Raw genomic sequence first — 18,295 nt, forward strand, 5'->3', positions numbered from 1 at the left:
AACGCCGGGGCGCGTCAGGCGGCGGTGAAGGGCAGGGCGGCCACCGTCACCGTGCCCGCGCCTTCGCCCAGCGTCAGCTCCGTGCCCGGCTCCAGCGAGTCGCGGTGCACGTAGCCCAGCGCCACCCGCTGACCCTTCACCGGGGACGTCACCACGCTCGTGACCCAGCCCACCTTCTTCTCACCCCGGCGCAGCTCCGTGCCGGGCGCCACGTCCTTCTCCCCCAAGAGCAGCCCCGCCAGCTTGCGGTTCATGTGCCCGCGGAAGGTGGCCCGGGCGATGACCTCCTGCCCGATGTAGCAGCCCTTGTTGTAGGAGATGGCGTTCGTGAGGTTCGCCTCCAGCGGGATGGTGGTGTCCACCATGTCCTGCCCGTAACGCGGCACCCCCGCCTCCACCCGGACGAGTTCCAGCGCGTCGAACCCCAGCGGCTTCAGCCCGTGCGCCCCGCCGGCCTCCACCAGCGCCGCCCACACCGCCTCCAGCCCCGCGCGCGGCACCAGCACGTCCACGCCGGACAGCCCGCCCGGCAGCGCCGTCCCCAACAGCCACACCTCCTGGCCCGCGAGGGACGCCTTGCGGCTGGCCAGGGGCGCCGGGGGCTCCAGGGGGCCGCCCGGGACGGCGGCCAGCACCTGGGCCGTCCGGGGGCCGAGCAGCTTCAGCCACGCCAGCTCCGGGGTGCCGTCGTGCAGCTCCGCGTCCTCGGAGATGAGGTATTTGTCCAGGAACTCCCGCACCTTGGCGCCCAGGCCGGGCTCCAGGTCCAGCAGGAGGTCGTCCTCCCGCTTGAGGATGCGTGCGTCTCCCACCATGGCGCCCTTCACCGTGAGGAAGGCGGCATAGGCGGCCGAGCCGACCGGGAGGTTCTTCACCTCCTGGGTCACCATGCCGTGGAGGAAGGAGGCGCGATCCTCCCCCGTTATCCGGAGGATTTCGCGGTAGGACGCATCGTGCAGTGCCACGGCGTCGCGCGCCGCGCCATACTCCGCGCCCACGTCTCCATACCCGGCCACGACCTCGCGGCCACCCACCGGAATGAAGCGGGCACCCACCCGCTCGTGAACAAAATGCAGCGTCAGCGGTTCCATGCCCGTCGCTATATAGAGGCGCAGGAGCGGATGCCACGATGGATGTGAAGCAGCTTTCGGCCTTCCAGGGCTTCTCGACGGAGAAGCTCCAGAAGCACACCGTCTTCCAGTCGGGTCGCTTCTTCCTCGACGTGTACTGCCTGGCCCCGGGCCAGGCGCAGAAACCCCACCGGCACGCCACGTCCGACAAGGTGTACCTCGTGCTGGAGGGGCGCTGCCGCTTCCGCATCGGTGACGAGGAAGCGGCGCATGGCCCCGGTTCCACCCTTTTCGCCCCCGCGGGCACCGAACACGGCGTCGTCAATGACGGCCCGGACAATGCCCGCCTCCTCGTCCTGATGACCCCCCCTCCGGAGCACGCATGAGCAAGAAGGCCCCGACCCCGGCCGCCCCCGTCCCCACCCGTGGCGCACTCGCGCTGCTGGTGCTGGGCCTCCTCACCAGTGCGCTCGCCGTCTACCAATGGATGGAGCTGCTCACGCTGCGCGCCGGTGGCGCCACGAGCTGCGGCATCAACGAGCACGTCAACTGCGAGACCGTCTGGAACTCGGACTTCGCCAGCGCCGTGCACGACACGCTGGGCATCCCCATCGCGGGCCTGGGGCTCGTGTGGGGATTGTCCGCCGTGGGCCTCGCCGCGCTGTACCTCGCGTGGGCGAAGGCGGGCCGCTCGGTGCGTCCGGCGGCCAGCGGACTGCGCCTGCTGGCGGCCGCGGGCGTCGTCTCCGTCGCCGTCTTCGCCAGCGTCAGCGCGAGCGTGGGCGTGGTGTGCCCCACGTGTCTGGGCACCTACGTGCTGGTGCTCGCGTTCGCGGGCGTGGCGTGGCGCGGCCTGCCCGCCCCCCTGATGCCCCAGGCGGGCGAGTGGGGCGGCACGCTCCAGTGGACCGTGGGCATCTCCGCCGTGGCCTTCGTGGCCATGCTGATGCCCGGCCGGGCCACGCCGCACGCGCCCAAGGCCGGCGCCTTCCTGCCGCCGGTGGCCTCCACCCAGACGCGGACGCCGGACAGCTCCAGCAGCACCCCGCCTCCGCCCGCGCCGCCGACCACGCTGCCGGAGTTCATCACCAGCCTGGATCCGCAGCAGCGCCAGTTCCTGTCGGACGCGCTCGCCGTGTACCGGTCGGCCACGCCGAAGCTCGCGGCCTACCCGCCGCGCGCCCTCTACGGCCCCGCGGACGCGCCGGTGAAGGTGCTGGAGTGGACGGACAGCAAGTGCCCCCACTGCAAGGCGCTGGTGGAGGAGCTGGCCCTCATCAAGCAGCACGCCCCCAAGGGCTCGCTGTCCGTGGAGGCGCGCCAGTTCCCGCTGGATGGACAGTGCAACCCGGCCATCCCCAACCGCGGACCGGACGCGCTCAGCGTGCGCTGCGCCGCGGCCCGGGCCACGGTGTGCCTGGAGGGCGCGAAGGACTTCTGGGAGCTGCGCGAGAAGCTCTTCGCCGCGCAGGCCTTCCTGGACACGGACAAGGTGATGGAGATCGCCAGCTCCGGCTCCGTGGCGCGCCCGCAGCTCGAGGGGTGCATGACGGCGCCGGAGACCATCGGGAAGCTGCGCCAGGACGTTGAATACGCCATGCGCTTCAACATCCAGGGCACGCCGCTGGTGCTGGTGAACGGCCGTGAGGTGCCCCCGTCCGCGCCGCTCATCTACGCGCTGGTGCTGTCGGGCGGAAACCCGGACGCCCCCGGCTTCAGCGCCCTGCCGCCTCCGCGCTCGCGTGGCACCGGCGCCCCCGGCCACGAGGGCCACGCCCACCCGTAGAGGGACACCAGGAGCGCACGGGACGCCATGGGCAAGCGCGACAAGAAGGACGAGGCCCCGCCGCCGGGGCCCTTCAACAACCCCTTCGCCGCCCTGTCCGCGCAGCGGGAGGCGCTGCCGGTGGGGCCTCCTCCGCCCGCGCCTCGCGAGAAGCCCGAGCCCAAGGGGCCCGCGCGCGCCGTGGTGCGCATGGAGCGCAAGGGCCGGGGCGGCAAGGAGGTGACGGTGGTGGAGCAGTTGGGGCTGCCCGCCGCCCAGCTCGACACCTGGCTCAAGGCGCTCAAGGGCGGCCTGGGCTGCGGGGGCGTGGTGGAGGAGGACGCGCTGGTGTTGCAGGGTGACCAGCGCGAACGGCTGCCCGCGCTCCTGGAGGCGCGGGGCGTGCGCAAGGTCATCGTCGGCTGAGGAAGCACGAAGGGGGCGGAGGAGAAGTCCTCCCGCCCCCTTTGCTTGTGTCGCGGTGCCGCTTTCCGCGCGTTGAGGACTACAGCGCGGCGATGATGGCGTCGGTGAACTCGCGCGTGGTGGCGCTGCCGCCCAGGTCGCCGGTGCGCACCTTGGACTCGCCGCCGTAGACCTTCTGGATGGCGTTGGCCATGCGCTGGGACGCTTCCCGCAGGTCCAGCCACTCCAGCATCATGACCGCGGACATCATCAGCGCGGTGGGGTTCGCGATGCCCTTGCCCGCGATGTCCGGGGCGGTGCCGTGCACGGCCTCGAAGACGGCGGTGCGCTCGCCGATGTTGGCGCCCGGCACCATGCCCAGGCCGCCCACCAGGCCCGCGCACAGGTCGCTGACGATGTCGCCGTACAGGTTCTCCAGCACCATCACGTCGAAGCGGGTCGGGTCCTTCACCAACTGCATGCAGAGGTTGTCGACGATGACCTCGTCGTAGGCGACCTCCGGGAACTCGCGGCTCACCTTGCGGCAGCAGTCCAGGAAGAGGCCGTCCGACAGCTTCATGATGTTCGCCTTGTGGATGGCGGACACCTTCTTGCGGCCGTTCTTCTTCGCGTACTCGAAGGCGAAGCGGGCGATGCGCGTGGACGCCTTCTCCGTGATGACCTTGATGGCCTCCACGACGCCCGGCACCACGATGTGCTCCAGGCCCGCGTAGAGGTCCTCGGTGTTCTCACGCACGACCACCAGGTCGACGTTCTCGTAGCGCGTCTTGACGTTGGGGACGCTCTTCACCGGGCGCAGGGACGAGTACAGGTCCAGCCGCTTGCGCAGGCCCACGTTCGCGGAAGGCAGGCCGCCGCCCACGACGGTGCCGGTGGGACCCTTGAGCGCCACGCCGCTGCGCAGCACGGCCTCCACCGTCTCGTGGGGCAGGTTGGTGCCGAACTTGGCCACCACCTCCGTGCCCGCGTCCTTGAACTCGAACTCCAGGGGGACCTTGAGGGCTTCCAGGACGCGGATGGTGGCCGCGGAAACCTCGGGACCAATGCCGTCGCCGTTGATGACCGTCACAGTGCGCGTGTTCGCCATGGGGGCGGTTCACACCACAAATCCGGGAGGGCCGGAAGGGCGAAAGCGGCCGGAATTCACCCCCGGGCATGGCCCCCATCAGCCCGGGTGGCCCGTCCGGCCGCCCGGCGGGGGACCGTGGGGGAGCCGCCCGGGGCGTGACGGCAGGGGACGGGCCCCGGCGCAAGGGCTCGCCCGACACATGTGCCGAACGTGTATCGAGGCTCCAGGCCGCGGCGTCTGTCGTTGCCTGCGGGGCAACGGCGGTTCTTGCCGTTTGTGGTCTGGGGGGCCTCACGGCTCGCGCGCTTCCCCCTGAGGCGCGGGGTGAAGAGGCCCGGCACGCATCGTGCTCATGGGCCGCGGCGTCCGGGCCGTGCTGGCCCGTGCGCACCCCGATGAGGCTGTCCATGAGCTTGCGCAGAACCCCCGTCCGGCTGCCGCGCCCCGTGCGCTGGGCCATGCTGTCCACCCTGTCGCTGGCGGCGCCCCAGGCGCTGGCGGCCACCTGCCCCCAGCCCACGCTGACCGAGTGCTCCAACGTGGACTACCGCGCGTCCGCGTGCGGCCAGGAGAACGACGCCTATTGTCAGGGCCTGATGGAGTCGGAGTGGAAGGCCCGCTACACGTCCGCGCCCAAGCGCACCGCGCTGGTGCCCGACAGCATGGGCGGCGGCGTGGAGACGGTGGCCGTGCAGCCCAACGCCGTCACCAACACGCTCTTCTCCGGTTCGGATGAGTCCATCGTGGGCCAGGTGCAGCGCGGCCAGGTGCTGGCGCGCAAGGGCTACAAGAACCTCACCAAGGTGGAGCAGGCGTACGACAAGCAGCGCCAGGAGTGGGACGCCAACGGCGTGCTGGAGCGCTCGTGCCAGGAGTACGTGCACGAGAAGCACTACGACTACAGCCGCTTCGAGCAGGGCGCGGGCCGCTTCGGCGATGACTTCCGCGCGCTGTTCACCGCGGCCTACGGCTCCGGGGGCATCGCGGAGCGCACGCTGTACAGCAAGGACGGGAAGAAGCTGGCGCCTGTCTGGGACGGCAAGACGCGCGTGGAGAAGAACGCGTACTTCCGCTTCGTGCCGGGGCCGTACCCCAAGAACACCAAGGCCTATGAGTTCACCTCCGAGGCGGCCTGGAAGGCGAACAACGCCGAGGCCCGCCAGGCGGTGCTGCCTTCGGACGCGTGGCACCAGTCCATGAGCAAGGCGCTGAGCAATGTCGCCGACGACGTGCTCAACGAGTCGCAGCAGCGCCAGGAGGCCTTCTCCGCCCTGCTGGACCAGCGCAACGCCGTCTATGCCGCCTGGCAGCGCGAGGCGGAGGCGCTGCGCAGCCGCGACTTCAGCACCGTGGAGCTGGACGAGAAGACCGCCGAGCGTCTCTACGACCTGGACAAGGCCCTGGAGGAGACGCTGGCGAAGGCGGACGCCGAGGGCTGCCTCGTCGCCGACAAGACGACGGTGTGTGACTGGAGCCCCCGCCGCTACAAGGCCATGGTGGACGCGGTCATGGTGCCCCGCCGGGAGGCGGACCTGCGCCAGTGCCTCGCCGTCACCGGCAACGACTTCGGCGCGGAGAGCTTCATCCGCAACGCGGACCGGCTGAAGATCAAGGGCCTGGACCTGAAGGACTACACGCTCAACCCGGAGCTGGTGAGCTCCTACGTCAAGGCCCTGGCGGCGTACCTGGCGGAGCAGGCGGCGAAGCAGCAGCCGCCCACGAACCCGGTCACCATGACCAAGCGCCAGGGGATGGACTTCTCCGCGGGCGGCTACTCGGGTGACAACAACTTCGGCGGTGGCTATTCGCTGCGCGCGGGCTGGGAGATGTCCACGCCCGGCTCCGCGTTCAACGGCAACTGGTGCGACACCAACGCCGCCATCTTCAGCGAGCTGGGGCTCTACGCGAACGTGTTCAGCCCGACGCGCACGGAGGTCGCCTACCTGACGGGCCGCGCGTCCACGCAGCCCTCCGCCATCCGGGTGGAGCTGAGCGCGCGCGTGCTGGGCAACCCCATCTTCACGTTCGACCAGTCCTACCCGGCGCGCTTCACCTTCGTGGAGCGCAAGCCCTTCGTGGACAAGGACGCGGCCAAGGGGAGCGCCACGTTCATGGTGTGGTTCATCCCCGTGACGGTGAGCGGAGGCCTGTCCGTGGAGGTGGGCATCGTCGCGTCGATGGGCGGCGCCCTGGGCCGTGACTGCACGCTCAACCTCATCACGCTGGACCTGCTGGGCAACATCGGGCCCTATGCGTCCGCCAACGGCTTCGTGTCGCTGGCCATCGGCATCCCGGGCCTCCAGATTGGCGTCCGCGGCACGCTGACCCTCGTGCGCTTCGAGCTGCCGCTCCAGGGCCGCATCGGCGTGGCGCTGAGCTCGCCGACGCACCCGACGAACCCCAACACGCTGTTCCTGTCACTGGGCACCAGCCTGAACTTCACGCTGCGCTCCCTGGACGGCCGGCTCTCCCTGTTCGCGGAGCTGGGCTTCCTGAAGGGGGAGTTTCCCATCGTGTCGTGGCCGGGCATCGGCACCAGCGCGCAGCTCTTCAACGACCAGCATTACCTGCCGCTCGCGCAGCTCTACTAGCCGCGCTCGCATGACCCCCGGGGCCGCCTTCCACGGCCCCGGGGCGTGGTTCCCCACCTTCTTCGACTTTTCCTTCGCGGAGTGTTTCATGCGTCGCTCGACCCTCGTTCGTGGCGTGGCCGGCCTGGGTGCCCTGGTGTGCCTGGGAGCGTTGCCCTTCTGGCTGTCCGGGTCTTCTCCGTCCGCCGCGACGGTGCAGGCCTCCGAGTCCTCCCACCGGCTGCCGCTGTTCCGCTGGCGCGTGGGCGAGGCGCACACCTTCCACCTCGTCTGGGATGACCTGACGCGCGTGGCGCTGCCCATGCCGGCGCCGGACGCGAAGGCCCAGGAGCTGGAGGGCGTGCTGCACCTGGACGGCGAGCTGACGCTCCAGGCGTTGGAGACGCGCGCGACGGGCACCCGGCTGCGCCTGACGCTGCGCCGGCTGGCGCGGCACGAAGCGGTCCTCGCCGGACAGGCGCTGCTGCCGGACGCGGCGGCGCTCCAGGCCCACCTGCCGGACACCGCCAGCGCGTGGTTGGAACTGGATGCGCGCGGCGCGCTCCAGGCGGTGCGTTTCTCGGAGGCGGAGCCCCCGCTGTTCCGCCAGTTCGCGCAGACGCTGGCGGCGGAGCTGTTCCCCTCCGAGCTGCGTGACGAAGCGTCCTGGACCGCCACCGAGTCCACGCAGACGGGCGACGTGGCGTCGGCGTTCGCCTTCGAGCCCGGGGACACCTCGCGGCTGACGCGCCGCAGGACGCGCTACCAGAGCCTGCGCGCGGCGGGCGCGGCGACGGTGGCGAAGCAGGAGCTGGGCTCGCTCACGACCTTCGACCGCGACGCGGAAGGGCGCCTCGTCGCCATCACCCAGGACGAGGTGCTGGACGCGCTGGGCACGGACGGGCGCGTGCTCCTGTCCAAGCGGCTGCGCCTGCGGCTGACCTACCAGTCGCGGGAGATGCAGCCCCTGCCGGCGCTGGACGAACAGAAGATGGTGGTGCGCACGCCGTCGCAGATTGCCTTCGAGATGGATCCGGAGACGGCGGCGCTGCGCGGCCAGGCGGACGGGATGACGGTGGAGGAGCTGCTGGAGACGCTGGAGAACGCCAGCGGCCCGGATGCCATCGCGGGGCTGGACGTGTTCGCGCGGCGGGCCATCGCGGCGCTGACGCTGGAGCCGAAGCGCTGCCAGGAGCTGGCGCGCCTGTTCCTGAAGCCGGGCACGAAGCCCGCCATGCGCGAGCTGATGCTGGACCTGCTGGTGGGCGCGGGCCACGCGCAGGCGCAGGCCACGCTGCGCACGCTCCTCCAGTCGCCGGAGGCCCGGGAGCACGCGGGCGCGTACGTGATGATGGTGCAGCGCGCGGGGTTCCTGACGAAGCCGGAGCCGGAGACGGGCGTGATGATCCACCGCCTGCTGGAGCGCGCCCGCGAGGAGCACGACGTCCCGGTGGAGCGGGCGACGTCGTACGCGCTGGGCGTCTGGTCGTCTCACCTGGCCCCGGAGTCGGCGGAGGCGCGCGCCGCGGTGCGGACGCTGGAGACCGCCGTGTCCCAGGCGCCGGGGGACGAGGCGCGGGCGCACGCGCTGCGCGCGCTGGGCGGCACGCGGGCGGAGCGGGTGGTGGACGTGGCGTCGCCGCACCTGCGCGCGGAGTCCCCGGACGTGCGGGCCGCGGCGGCGGATGCGCTGCGCGGCGCCCCGCAGGAGCTGGCCACGCGGCTGCTGTTGGACGCGCTGGAGACGGAGAAGGACCGGGGCGTGCAGCGGGCGCTGCTGGACGCGCTGAACACGCGCACCCTGGACGCGAACGCCCTGGAGCACCTGCGGGCCTGGGTGGTCGCCGGAGGGCTGGCGCCCGGCGAGGAGCCCGCGCTGCTGGCGGTCGCGGCCCAGCACCTGGAGGGGGGCACGCCCGTGTTCCAGATGCTCCAGGCCATCGCGGTGCGGCCGGACCTGCAGGCCCCCACGCGCGCCCGGGTGATGGCGCTGATGGCGCAGGTGGGCGCGCAGCTCGGCGGCTGAGTCAGTGCTCGAACGGGGCGGGCGGACGCGGCGTGCTGGCGCGGCCGCCCGGGGAACGCGGGCGCCTGCGGCGCTGGATGGCGTAGGGCCGGTAGAAGGACTCCCAGAGCGCGGCCCTGCGTCCACGCGGCCGGGTGCGCAGCTCCCCCAGCGGCGAGCGGATGAAGAAGGACGCGGTGAAGAGGTACGCCGCCGCCAGGGTGAGGAACAGCAGCGCGGCCATCACCACCGGGCCTGGAATCCAGGCCACGTGCGCGCGATCCACGAAGTCCAGGAAGTCGCGCGGCGGTCGCGGGTGGCTGTAGACCTTGAAGAACCAGGTCACCATCAGGACGATGAGGATGGGCCCGTACGCGCGGTTGAGCCGCGTCGCGATGGCGGACACCAGCGACAGTTGGATCTGCGGCCGGGACATCTCCACCGCCAGCTCCCGCAGCGCGTCCGGGTCCACCGGCTCGCGCCGCAGCATCGGCGCCCACCAGCCGTCCTCCAGCAGGCGCACGCGGCGGTTCCACAAGTCGTAGTAGCGGTAGCGCCGCGCCTCGATGAGCAGGAAGGACACCACCATCCAGATGCCCACCAGGAACGTGACGTGCGAGCTCTCCGGCGACGCGAAGCCGAAGGAGATGACCGCCGCCGTCGTGGTGAGCGCCCAGTTCGTCGTCGTGTCCAGCCGCGTGCGCCACGTGTCCGAGCGGCTGAGCTCGCCACGGAAGAGCTGCGCCATGGCCTGCTGGGAGACCTCTGGCTGCTCCAGGTCGTTCTTCCTGTGCTCCTTCGTGCTCATCCGTGCCTGGAAAGGTGGGGACGACCGCTCGCCGCCGCCAGGGCGGCCGGGCAGGCGGGCGCTCGGGGCCCGTGACGCGAGCGTCGCTGTGAAACGTCTGACATTGCCGCACCGGGAGGGGACGGGGGGCGGGTGGCCGGGCGCCCGGGGCGTGCGCATCGTGCGCCCTTGAGCGTGCCTTCTTCCGATACCGCCATCACCGCGCTGTCAGGGCTGCTCTCGGACGAGGGCGAGCGCATCACGCGCCTGTGGTCCAAGCGCCTGCGCGCGGAGACGTACGAGGTGGAGGTCCCCGGCCGGGACCTGCGCGCGCCGCTGCGCCATCTGTTGGATGAGCTTGCCCGGCTGCTCGAGGACCGGGGCGAGGACGCGGTGCGGCTGTGGCCGGAGGTGGTGCGTTCGCACGGGGCCTTCCGGTACGACCAGAACTTCGACCCGGAGGACCTGACCCGCGAGTTCAAGTCGCTCCAGGAGGTGCTGCTCTACGTCTATGCGCGCCGCAACGGGGGCGTCATCCACGCGGACGTGGCGGAGCTGGTGTCGGAGCTGGTGTGGGAGGCGGACGCGTCCGCGCAGGCCTCCTACGCGCGCGTGCTCAAGACGGAGGAGGTGCGCTTCCGCGAGGCGGCGGTGATGGAGTCGGTGCTCAACCACGTGGAGGTGGGCATCCTGCTGGCGGAGACGGACGGCATGGTGTCCTTCGCCTCGCCGCCGGTGAGCCGCCTGATGGGCGTGCCCATGCGCGCGGTGGTGGGCGCGAGGGCCGCCAGCACGCTGGGGCCCGTGCTCACCCAGGTCAACGCGAGGCACCCCACGGGGGAGCCCTTCAAGGTGCAGGACATGCCCTTCCTGCGCGCGCTGCGCGAGAAGGCGCCGGTGCGCGGCGTGATGATGCAGGTGGAGCGCCCCGGCGGCGGGGACGCCACGCTGGAGATGAGCGCCACGCCGGTGTGGGAGGAGGACCAGGTCCTGGCGGGCGTCATCCAGACCTTCAGCGACCGCACCGAGGCCGCGGTGAAGACCAAGGCCCTGGAGAACGCGCACGGCGAGGTGCGCCGGCTCCAGGGACAGCTCCTGCGGCGCACCCGGCAGCAGGCGCTGGGACAACTGGCGAGCGGCGCCGCGCACGCGCTCAACAACTTCCTCAACGTGCTGCGGCTGCGCATCACGCTGCTGCAACGCGAATACAAACCCGAGCACGTCGAGGCGCTGGACAAGACGGTGCGCAACATCGGCGAGCTGGTGGCGCGGCTGCAGGAGTTCAGCGTGCAGCGCACCGAGGAGCGCCTGGGCAACGTGCCGGTGGACCAGACGGTGCGCGAGGCGCTGGAGCTGGCGCGAGGAGAGCTGGAGCAGCGCCAGCACCCGGTGCACACGGAGCTGGACCTGGGCTTCCCGTGGGGCGTGAAGGCGGACGCGGGCTTCTTCCGCGAGCTCATCGTCAACCTGATGCTGTCCGCGCGCGACCGGATGGAGGAGGGCGGCACGCTGGTGGTCCGCTCCCGTCCCGCCGGGGAGGACTGGCTGGACCTGCGCATCGAGGACGGGGGGCGGCCCTACGCGCAGGACGAGCTGGCGGGCCTGTTCGACCCGCTGCGCCGGGACCCGGGGGCGCCGCAGTTCTCGCTGTTCCTGGCGGTGGCGCGCACGCAGGTGCAGCGCTGGGGCGGAGAGCTGACGGTGGAGAACCGGCGGGACGGCTCGGGCGCGAACTTCATCGTGCGGCTGCCGCGCTTCCGCGACGTCGCGGCGGGGGCGCCCGTGTCCGCCGAGCCGCCGCCAGCGCAGGCGCCGGGACGCCTGCCGCGCATGCCCGGGCGCGCGCGCCGCGTGCTGGTGGTGGACGACGACCTGGACAACGCGCGGATGATGGCCGAGGTCCTGGGCGAGGAGGGCTACGAGGTGCAGGTGGCGCACAGCCCGGACGTGGCCCTGCGCATCTGGGAGAAGCGCCCCTACGACGCCGCGCTGCTGGACGCGGTGATGCCGGAGATGACGGGCTGGGAGCTGGCGCGAGAGCTGCGGCGGCGCACGCCCCACGCCTTGCTGGCCATCGTCACCGGCATGGACGTGCGGGGGCAGAACCGCGCGAGCCTGGCGCAGGTGGATGCGGTGTTCCGCAAGCCCATCGACGTGGGCGCGCTGGATGACTTCCTCTCCCAGAGCCGGGGCGAGGAGGAGACGGCCGAGCAGCAGGGGCCGCACGACGTGACGCATTGACGGGGCCGGAGCTCCGGAGGGAGTAGAGTCCGCGCGTGATTTCCCCGGCGGAACTGGAGCGCCTGCGCCGCAAGGTGGAGGCGGGTGAAGTGCTCAGCGGCGCGGAGCTGGAGGCGCTGCGTGACGAGGCCGCGCGCGCGCCCGGCCCCACGCTGCGCCTCACCGTGGCGCATGCGCTGGTCAACGCGGACGCGGAGCGCGAAGCCCTGCCGTTGATGCAGGCCCTGCGGCGGGACTTCCCCAAGGACCTCCAGGTGCGCCTGGGGCTCGCGCGCGCGTTGCTGGGATTGGAGCGGCACCGGGAGGCGGAGGCCGAGCTGCGGGAGGCCCTGGTCCTGAGCCCCGGCGACCCGGAGGCCCTCAAGGTGCTGGCCGTGCTCGCGCTGCGGCAGGGCGAGGGTGCGCGCGCCCGCGCCTACGTGGCGGAGGCCGTGGAGCGGGACCCCTTCGACGCGGAGGCGAAGCTCTTGCGCGCGGAGCTGGAGTCCGCGGACCTGCCTCCGCCGCCCGCGCCCGAGGAGCAGGTGCTGCGTCCGGAGTTCACCGCCGCGCTCACCGCCGCGTTGGGCCGCGCGGGCGTGGCCTTCCGGCGTCAGGGGCGCGACCTGCTGGTGAAGCTGGCCTCGGGGGGCGTGGGCCGCGTGGACGTGGGCTCGCTGTATGCCGCGTATCAGGAGGCACCGGGCGCGCAGGGGCTCACCGCGCACGTGGAGGCGCTGGCGTCGAGGCTGGGTGGGTTGTCCTCGGGGGTGGGGCCCACGGGGGTGTCATTGGAGGCGCTGCGCCCGGTGCTGCGGCCTTCAGGGTTCGTGGCGGGGACCCAGGGCGCGCTGTTCCGTCCGGGGCCCGCGGGGCTGGAGGTCTTCTACGTGCTGGAGGACGCGGAGTTCGTGCGCTACCTGCCGGCCTCCGCGCTGAAGGAAGCGGGGCTCACGCTCGAAGCGGTGGACGCGGCGGCGTGGCACCACCTGGAGCTCAGGCCCGCGGACGTGCGGCCCGTCGTCATCGACCAGGGCGAGGTGCGGCTGGCGGAGGCGTTCTCCGGCATCTGGGCGGTGGCGGGCGGCGACGGGCATGACGGCGCACGGCTGCTCACGAAGGCCCAGCGCCGCAGGCTGGAGGCCGCCACGGGCGGAGGCCCCCTGCGCGTGAGCCTGGGCCGGCGCGAGGTGGCGCTCCTGTGCCGTGAGTCGGACGGTGAGTCGGTGCGGAGGCTCGCGGCGCTGGGGCACGCGCCGGATGGCGTGCCCGGGTCGTTCGTGCTGGACGGGGATGTGTTGCGGAGCGTGTGAGCTACGCGCCCAGCGCCCGCTGATACACCTTCAAGTCCTGCTCGCTGAAGAGGACCACGGTGACGCGCTCCAGCTCAGGCCGCCGCGCCAGGGCCGCGCGAATCTCCCGCAGCGCGATGGGCGCGGCCCGTTCGATGGGGAAGCCGTAGGCGCCCGTGGAGATGGCAGGGAACGCCACCGTCCTCAGCCCGTGCTGCTCCATCAGGGCGAACGTGCTGCGGTAGCACGACGCCAGCAGCGAGTCCTCGTCGCGGTCCCCGCCCCACCAGGAGGGCCCCACGGCGTGGATGACGTGGGCCGCGGGCAGCCGGTAGCCCCGTGTGATGCGCGCCTCGCCCGTGGGACAGCGGCCCACCGTGCGGCACTCCGCGAGCAGCTCCGGCCCCGCAGCGCGGTGGATGGCGCCGTCCACGCCGCCGCCACCCGACAGGCCGGAGTTCGCCGCGTTCACGATGGCGTCCGCCGTGACGCGCGTGATGTCTCCTTGAATCAGCTCCAGCCGTTCCGTCATCCCGCGCTCCCCACCGGCAAGGTCTCCACGAACCGCACCTCACGGAAGCCCAGCGTGAGCAGCAGCCCCCGCAGCGAGCGCTCCGCGGACTGACGCGCCTTCTCCTGGAGGCGCCGGTCCTGCCGCACCTCCCGCTCGAACGCCAGCCGCGCCTTCTCCAGCAGTTGCGCCGTCTGCGCGCTGTCCAGGTTGGAGTCGATGACTTCCGTCTCCCCGGGCCGCAGGGCCACCGTGACCTGGAGCGGCGGCAGGAGCACGTCCACGCGCGTGCCCACGGCGCGCAGGTGGCTGGCGTCGAAGCGCTGGAAGTCGAACCCCAGGTGCGCGTCCGCGAACACGATGGCGCGGCCATGCGGGTTCTGGAGCGTGTAGCTGGCCCAGAGCAGCACGTCCTTCCACAGCGCGTCCGTGGCCTGCGGCTCCGGCGTGAACGTGACCTTCTTGTAGAGGGACACGTCCAGCGTCTCCAGCCGGGCCACCTCCCGCATCTGCTCCACGACCGCCGCCGTGTCCGGCAGCCGGGGAGACGTGGGGCGCAGCAGCGCCCAGGCCCCCAGCGCGCCGAGCGCGACCGCGGCGAGGAGGGAGAGGGCTCGCGTGACGTTCTTCGCCATGGGGGAAAGTCTACCCGCTTCCGCACCGGGGGCGTCCTGGTGCAGCGTGTCGGACGCGGGCTTCCGGACAGGGACTCGCGAAGGAGTCACGCAGGATGGAGCTGACGGACGTGGAGGCGGAGGCCCTGGGTTCCCAGGGATTCTTCGTGCGGGATGCCTTCCTTGGCGAAGCGCGAGCGCTGGCGGCACGGGCCGCGGCGCTCGCGCGAGTGGAGGCCGGGATGCTGAAGCCCGCGGGCATCCGGCGCGGCGCGGCCCACGCGCTCGATACATCCGTGCGCGGCGACCACATTGAATGGGTCTTGCCCGGCGCCGCCCCCGACCTCGAAGCCCTGTGGCACCGCTTCCAGTCACTGGGAGAGGCCGTGTCCGTGGGCGCGTACCTGGGGCTGGGGCGCTTCGATTTGCAGCTCGCCTGCTATCCCGGCGGCGGTGCCCACTACGCCCGCCACCGCGACGCGTTCCCCGGCCAGTCCAACCGCCGGCTCACCGCCATCTGGTACGCGAACGCGGATTGGAGGCCGGAGCACGGCGGCGTGCTGCGCCTGTTCCCGGAGGACACCGGCGCTCCCGTGGAGGTGGCGCCGGTGCTGGACCGCCTGGTGGTGTTCCTGAGCGAGCGGCTGGAGCACGAGGTGCTGCCCGCCCACGCCACCCGCCTGGCCCTCACCGCGTGGTTCTACGGCCGGGGCATCTGAGCGCCACGGCGCCTCCGGGCGTTCTAACCCGCGTCGAACGCGCTGCCCGCGTCGTAGATGGGCCCCGCATCGTAGGTCGGGCCCGGGCCTCCGTCGTAGGACGGACCGGTGCCCTCCAGCGTACCGATGATGTAGATGTCGCCCGTCCCGGTGCCCGGGCAGTTCTGCGGGTTGCGCTTCAGTTGGAGCTGCGCGTACGCCACGGAGCCCGAGTACACGTCCACGGCCGTGCTGCCGGCGTACACCTCCAGCCCCGCGCGGTTGTACGCCCGCACCTCCACGACGCGCCGGGGCCCGACGGGGATGTTGCTCAGGTAGCTCTCGATGTAGCCGTTCCCCACGGAGAGGGATTGGGGATACGCGGGCGGAAGGTCCGGCGCGCTCACGGTCGCCGCGGCCGAGGTGACGCCGCACGCGTCCCCCGCCAGCGAGATGCTCATCTTCACGGACTCCGTGCCCTCGAGGTCCTCGACGTCCTCGGTGCCGGCGCCGCAGGCCGCGATCAACATCGCGCAGCCCGTCCCCAGCACGAATCCCCAGCCGGTTCGCTTCATGTGGTCCCTCCCTGGTAGCGCGTCGTTCGCGCGACCTTGAGACACGCACCCCGTCCGGGTTGGGACATGCCCCGTGACGAAAGTGCCGGACCGCAACGGCGCGGAGCGGTGAGGGGCCGGAGCCTGCCTGCTCCTCGGCCGGCCCGGACGCGGGCGGATTCCAGGGGGAACGGCGGCGTCCGTGGCACCTGTCGCGTGACGGGGGCGTGTCTAGGTTCTTCCCCAGTCATCTCGTACGGGGGATTGAGAGCATGTTCCAGAACAGGACGAAGCGTCATTGGGTGATGGGACTGGCGGTGGGGGCGACCATGGCGTTCACCGCCGGGTGCGGCAGCTCCAAGGCGGCTCGCGTGGACGACGCGATGATGGCGCGTGTCCCCGAGGACCAACTGGGCGAGGTGCGTGACGCGCAGTTGGCCCGCACCAAGGCCGCCGACAACGTGACGCGCGCCGAGGTGGCGGTGCGCGACGCCGAGCGCGCCACGGAGGTGGCCCGCCGCAACGGCGACGCCGCCGAAAGCCGCATGGAGGCGGAGCGGGCCGCGGTGAAGGCCGCCCAGGCCACCGGTCAGCAGGCCCCCATCGCGCAGGCGCAGTCCAAGCTCCAGGGCGCGGAGGCGGGACGCGCCGCCGCGGACGCCGAGGTGGCCTGGCACGAGCGCAAGACGGACACCGCCAAGGTGGAGAAGGACCTGCGCGACGCCGAGCTGAAGGTGGCGGACGCGGAGCTCAACCTGGCCCAGTACAAGGCGCTGGAGCGCAGCGGTGACGTGCGCGCCAGGGACATGTCCGAGGCGAACTACCTGGCCGCCGTCGCGGATGCCAAGCGCGAGGTGGAGGACGCCCGGCGCCGCCTGGGCGAGCAGAAGCGCGTGGAGCAGGACGCCCGCGCCGAGTGGCAGCGGCTGCGCTCGCAGGCCCCGCAGGGCTACGGCGGCAGCGGCGACGCGGACTGACGCTCCGGCGCGAAGCGCTGAAGGGGAGGCCCCGGGCACTCGCGAGGGTGCCAGGGGCCCGCCCCGCGCGAGGGGCTACTGCACCTTCAGGGTGGCGGTGCCCTTCAGGTCGCGCTGGAGCGTGAGCCAGAGCGCCTGGCCCTCCACGTCCACGGACGCGAAGTAGTCCGTGTCCGCGGCGAGCGGCTGGCCCTCCAGGGTGACCGTCTTCGGCGCGGTGGTGGCGGTGTAGCCGTGCACCACCAGCATGGGGCGCGCGAGCGTGCGCCCCGAGGTGTCGAACGCCAGCGTCACGCGGTTGGAGGCGGCGTCCGCCTCCCACGTGGCGTAGACGGGGTTGTAGCCGGGGACGTCGTAGGTGACGGAGTCGGTCCGGCCCACGCCGCCCGGCCCGCGCGTGCGCACGGTGCCCTCGGAGGCGGTGAGCTTCACGCCCTGCCAGGCCTCCACCTCCGACGCGAGCGACAGCACGGGGTTGGCCGTGTGCGTGCCCAGCACCATGAAGACGGAGTAGCTCTGGTAGGGGTGGCCGGAGAGCATCACGCCGTCGTCACCCAGGCGCGGGTACCGCGAGAGGCCCACCGCGCCGAAGTTGCTGCCCCACGCGAGCCGGTGGGAGTTCGTGACGGCGGGCAACTCGTACTGGTTGAGCTGGTAGGGCCAGTTGTAGTCCACGGGCATGGGGCCCTCGGCGTGGCGCGTGCCCCACTCCGGATACAGCCAGTAGCCGCCCGCGGGCTTCTGCTCCCACGTCTGGGTCTGCACGGCGCCCATCTCCGCGTCCGGGGCGGCGGTCCACATGCGCGTGTAGGGGACGACGTTGGGTTCGCGGTAGTCCCAGCCGGTGTTCATCGTCACGGGGGAGGACAGCGTGACGAAGCGGTAGCGGTCGCCCCAGCCCAGGCCGGCGATGTCCGTGTTGGCGTTGCCGTCGAAGGCCAGGTCGCCGTAGGGCGAGCGCACGTCGGCTTCAATCTGGTTCGCGGGGAAGCCGGACGCGTCGTGGGTGATGGCGTACAGCGGGTGGTCGCGGCCGGTGGCGAAGAGGTACTGCACGGTCACCCGCACCACGCGGCCGTCCAGCGACAGGGGCCACTTCAGTTCGTGCAGCGCGTGGTGCGCGCCCTTGAAGACGAAGCGGCCGGTGCCGCGCACGTCCTGGGTCCAGGCGCCCCACGTCTGGCCCTCCTTCAGGTGGCTGGTCACCATGCCCCAGCCGGGCACCTGCGGGCTCTGGCCGTCGCAGACGCGCTCGGCGCCGGCGACCTCGTAGGTGTAGCGGCGGATGTAGCCGCCGTTCCAGCCCGCGGGGTCCGCCGCGTCGTTGCGCACGAGCGACACGGAGCGCACGTGACAGTCGCGGTCGCGCCAGACGTAGCGGTCCGTCTTGAAGCCGCTCAGGTCCTTCTCGCACTGCAACCGCAAGGGCGCGCACGTCCCGCTGGCCGGGTCGGCGGCGGTGCTCTCCACGCAGGGGTCGGTGACGGGGCGCACGTCCTTGCCGCCACAGGCGGTGAGGCCCAGCGCCAGCAGGGCCACGGTGTGTCGAGCGGAGGGGAGGGGCATGGGGTCGGTCTCGAAGAAGAGGGAGCGCAGGCTTGCCACCCTCACGCACGGTGATGCAAGCCTCCACGCGGAGGCCCAGCGTCACGGGTTGTTCCGGAAGCGGGCGGGCAGCCGGGCGGTGGGGCGCACGGCGGAGGGGCCCCGGAGGCTGAGGGCCGTGTCCAGCATGGG

The 18,295-nt window shown here is 72.3% G+C and carries 16 protein-coding genes; 9 read left to right on the forward strand and 7 right to left on the reverse strand.

All coding sequences use genetic code 11. The annotated features are described in order from the left end of the window. Positions 1-14 precede the first annotated feature (14 nt). Positions 15-1,091, reverse strand: a complete 1,077-nt coding sequence (locus K8556_RS05010) for a folate-binding protein YgfZ (RefSeq protein ID WP_223738871.1) — start codon at positions 1,089-1,091, stop codon at positions 15-17. Positions 1,092-1,129: 38 nt separating this feature from the next. Here K8556_RS05010 and K8556_RS05015 point away from each other — a divergent pair, with 38 nt between their 5' ends. The 3 genes from K8556_RS05015 to K8556_RS05025 are packed head-to-tail and all read left to right on the forward strand — an operon-like array spanning position 1,130 to position 3,261. Continuing rightward, positions 1,130-1,456: a cupin domain-containing protein gene (locus tag K8556_RS05015; protein ID WP_223738872.1), complete on the forward strand. Its 327-nt coding sequence runs from the start codon at positions 1,130-1,132 to the stop codon at positions 1,454-1,456. Then, the gene (locus K8556_RS05020; RefSeq protein WP_223738873.1) at positions 1,453-2,856 is read left to right on the forward strand and encodes a thioredoxin domain-containing protein; all 1,404 of its coding nucleotides are present in this window, start codon (positions 1,453-1,455) and stop codon (positions 2,854-2,856) included. The genes K8556_RS05015 and K8556_RS05020 overlap by 4 nt, the downstream gene beginning before the upstream one ends. 27 nt (positions 2,857-2,883) lie before the next feature. Beyond that, a complete protein-coding gene (locus tag K8556_RS05025) occupies positions 2,884-3,261 on the forward strand; it encodes a translation initiation factor (protein ID WP_223738874.1) in 378 nt (125 codons plus the stop codon). Positions 3,262-3,340: 79 nt separating this feature from the next. Here the strand turns inward: K8556_RS05025 and K8556_RS05030 are convergent, their stop codons facing one another. After that, entirely contained in the window at positions 3,341-4,348 is a 1,008-nt protein-coding gene (locus tag K8556_RS05030) for an isocitrate/isopropylmalate dehydrogenase family protein (protein ID WP_014399738.1), read from the reverse strand. A 389-nt stretch (positions 4,349-4,737) separates the two neighbouring features. Here K8556_RS05030 and K8556_RS05035 point away from each other — a divergent pair, with 389 nt between their 5' ends. Together K8556_RS05035 and K8556_RS05040 are read left to right on the forward strand one after the other, a co-directional pair. Beyond that, positions 4,738-6,921, forward strand: a complete 2,184-nt coding sequence (locus K8556_RS05035; protein ID WP_223738875.1) for a hypothetical protein — start codon at positions 4,738-4,740, stop codon at positions 6,919-6,921. Positions 6,922-7,009: 88 nt separating this feature from the next. Further along, positions 7,010-8,926 (forward strand): HEAT repeat domain-containing protein, encoded by a 1,917-nt coding sequence (locus K8556_RS05040; RefSeq protein WP_223738876.1) that lies wholly within the window; start codon positions 7,010-7,012, stop codon positions 8,924-8,926. Between the two features lies 1 nt (position 8,927). Here the strand turns inward: K8556_RS05040 and K8556_RS05045 are convergent, their stop codons facing one another. Beyond that, positions 8,928-9,713, reverse strand: coding sequence for a DUF2270 domain-containing protein (locus tag K8556_RS05045; RefSeq protein WP_223738877.1), 786 nt, complete (start codon positions 9,711-9,713; stop codon positions 8,928-8,930). Between the two features lie 174 nt (positions 9,714-9,887). On the opposite strand from K8556_RS05045, the gene K8556_RS05050 reads away from it, so the two are divergent. Both K8556_RS05050 and K8556_RS05055 read left to right on the forward strand, forming a co-directional pair. Further along, on the forward strand, positions 9,888-11,933 hold the full coding sequence (locus K8556_RS05050; RefSeq protein ID WP_223738878.1) for a response regulator: 2,046 nt from the start codon (positions 9,888-9,890) through the stop codon (positions 11,931-11,933). Between the two features lie 35 nt (positions 11,934-11,968). After that, positions 11,969-13,225, forward strand: a complete 1,257-nt coding sequence (locus K8556_RS05055; protein ID WP_223738879.1) for a tetratricopeptide repeat protein — start codon at positions 11,969-11,971, stop codon at positions 13,223-13,225. A 1-nt stretch (position 13,226) separates the two neighbouring features. Here K8556_RS05055 and K8556_RS05060 read toward each other — a convergent pair whose 3' ends face one another. Next, the gene (locus K8556_RS05060) at positions 13,227-13,736 is read right to left on the reverse strand and encodes an O-acetyl-ADP-ribose deacetylase (RefSeq protein ID WP_223738880.1); all 510 of its coding nucleotides are present in this window, start codon (positions 13,734-13,736) and stop codon (positions 13,227-13,229) included. Beyond that, a complete protein-coding gene (locus K8556_RS05065; RefSeq protein ID WP_223738881.1) occupies positions 13,733-14,350 on the reverse strand; it encodes a DUF4230 domain-containing protein in 618 nt (205 codons plus the stop codon). Before K8556_RS05065 ends, K8556_RS05060 begins: the two co-directional genes overlap by 4 nt. A 95-nt stretch (positions 14,351-14,445) precedes the next feature. Here K8556_RS05065 and K8556_RS05070 point away from each other — a divergent pair, with 95 nt between their 5' ends. Then, complete coding sequence (locus tag K8556_RS05070; protein ID WP_223738882.1) at positions 14,446-15,048, forward strand: 2OG-Fe(II) oxygenase; 603 nt, start codon at positions 14,446-14,448, stop codon at positions 15,046-15,048. A gap of 23 nt (positions 15,049-15,071) precedes the next feature. Here K8556_RS05070 and K8556_RS05075 read toward each other — a convergent pair whose 3' ends face one another. Further along, positions 15,072-15,602 carry a hypothetical protein gene (locus K8556_RS05075; RefSeq protein ID WP_223738883.1) on the reverse strand — a complete coding sequence of 177 codons (531 nt, stop codon included), beginning with the start codon at positions 15,600-15,602 and terminating at the stop codon, positions 15,072-15,074. 251 nt (positions 15,603-15,853) lie between these two features. Here K8556_RS05075 and K8556_RS05080 point away from each other — a divergent pair, with 251 nt between their 5' ends. After that, positions 15,854-16,558, forward strand: coding sequence for a hypothetical protein (locus K8556_RS05080; protein WP_223738884.1), 705 nt, complete (start codon positions 15,854-15,856; stop codon positions 16,556-16,558). Between the two features lie 75 nt (positions 16,559-16,633). Here the strand turns inward: K8556_RS05080 and K8556_RS05085 are convergent, their stop codons facing one another. Then, the gene (locus K8556_RS05085) at positions 16,634-18,124 is read right to left on the reverse strand and encodes a hypothetical protein (RefSeq protein WP_223738885.1); all 1,491 of its coding nucleotides are present in this window, start codon (positions 18,122-18,124) and stop codon (positions 16,634-16,636) included. Between the last annotated feature and the right edge of the window lie 171 nt (positions 18,125-18,295).

The organism is Corallococcus sp. AS-1-12, from assembly GCF_020036995.1.
Taxonomy (GTDB): domain Bacteria; phylum Myxococcota; class Myxococcia; order Myxococcales; family Myxococcaceae; genus Corallococcus.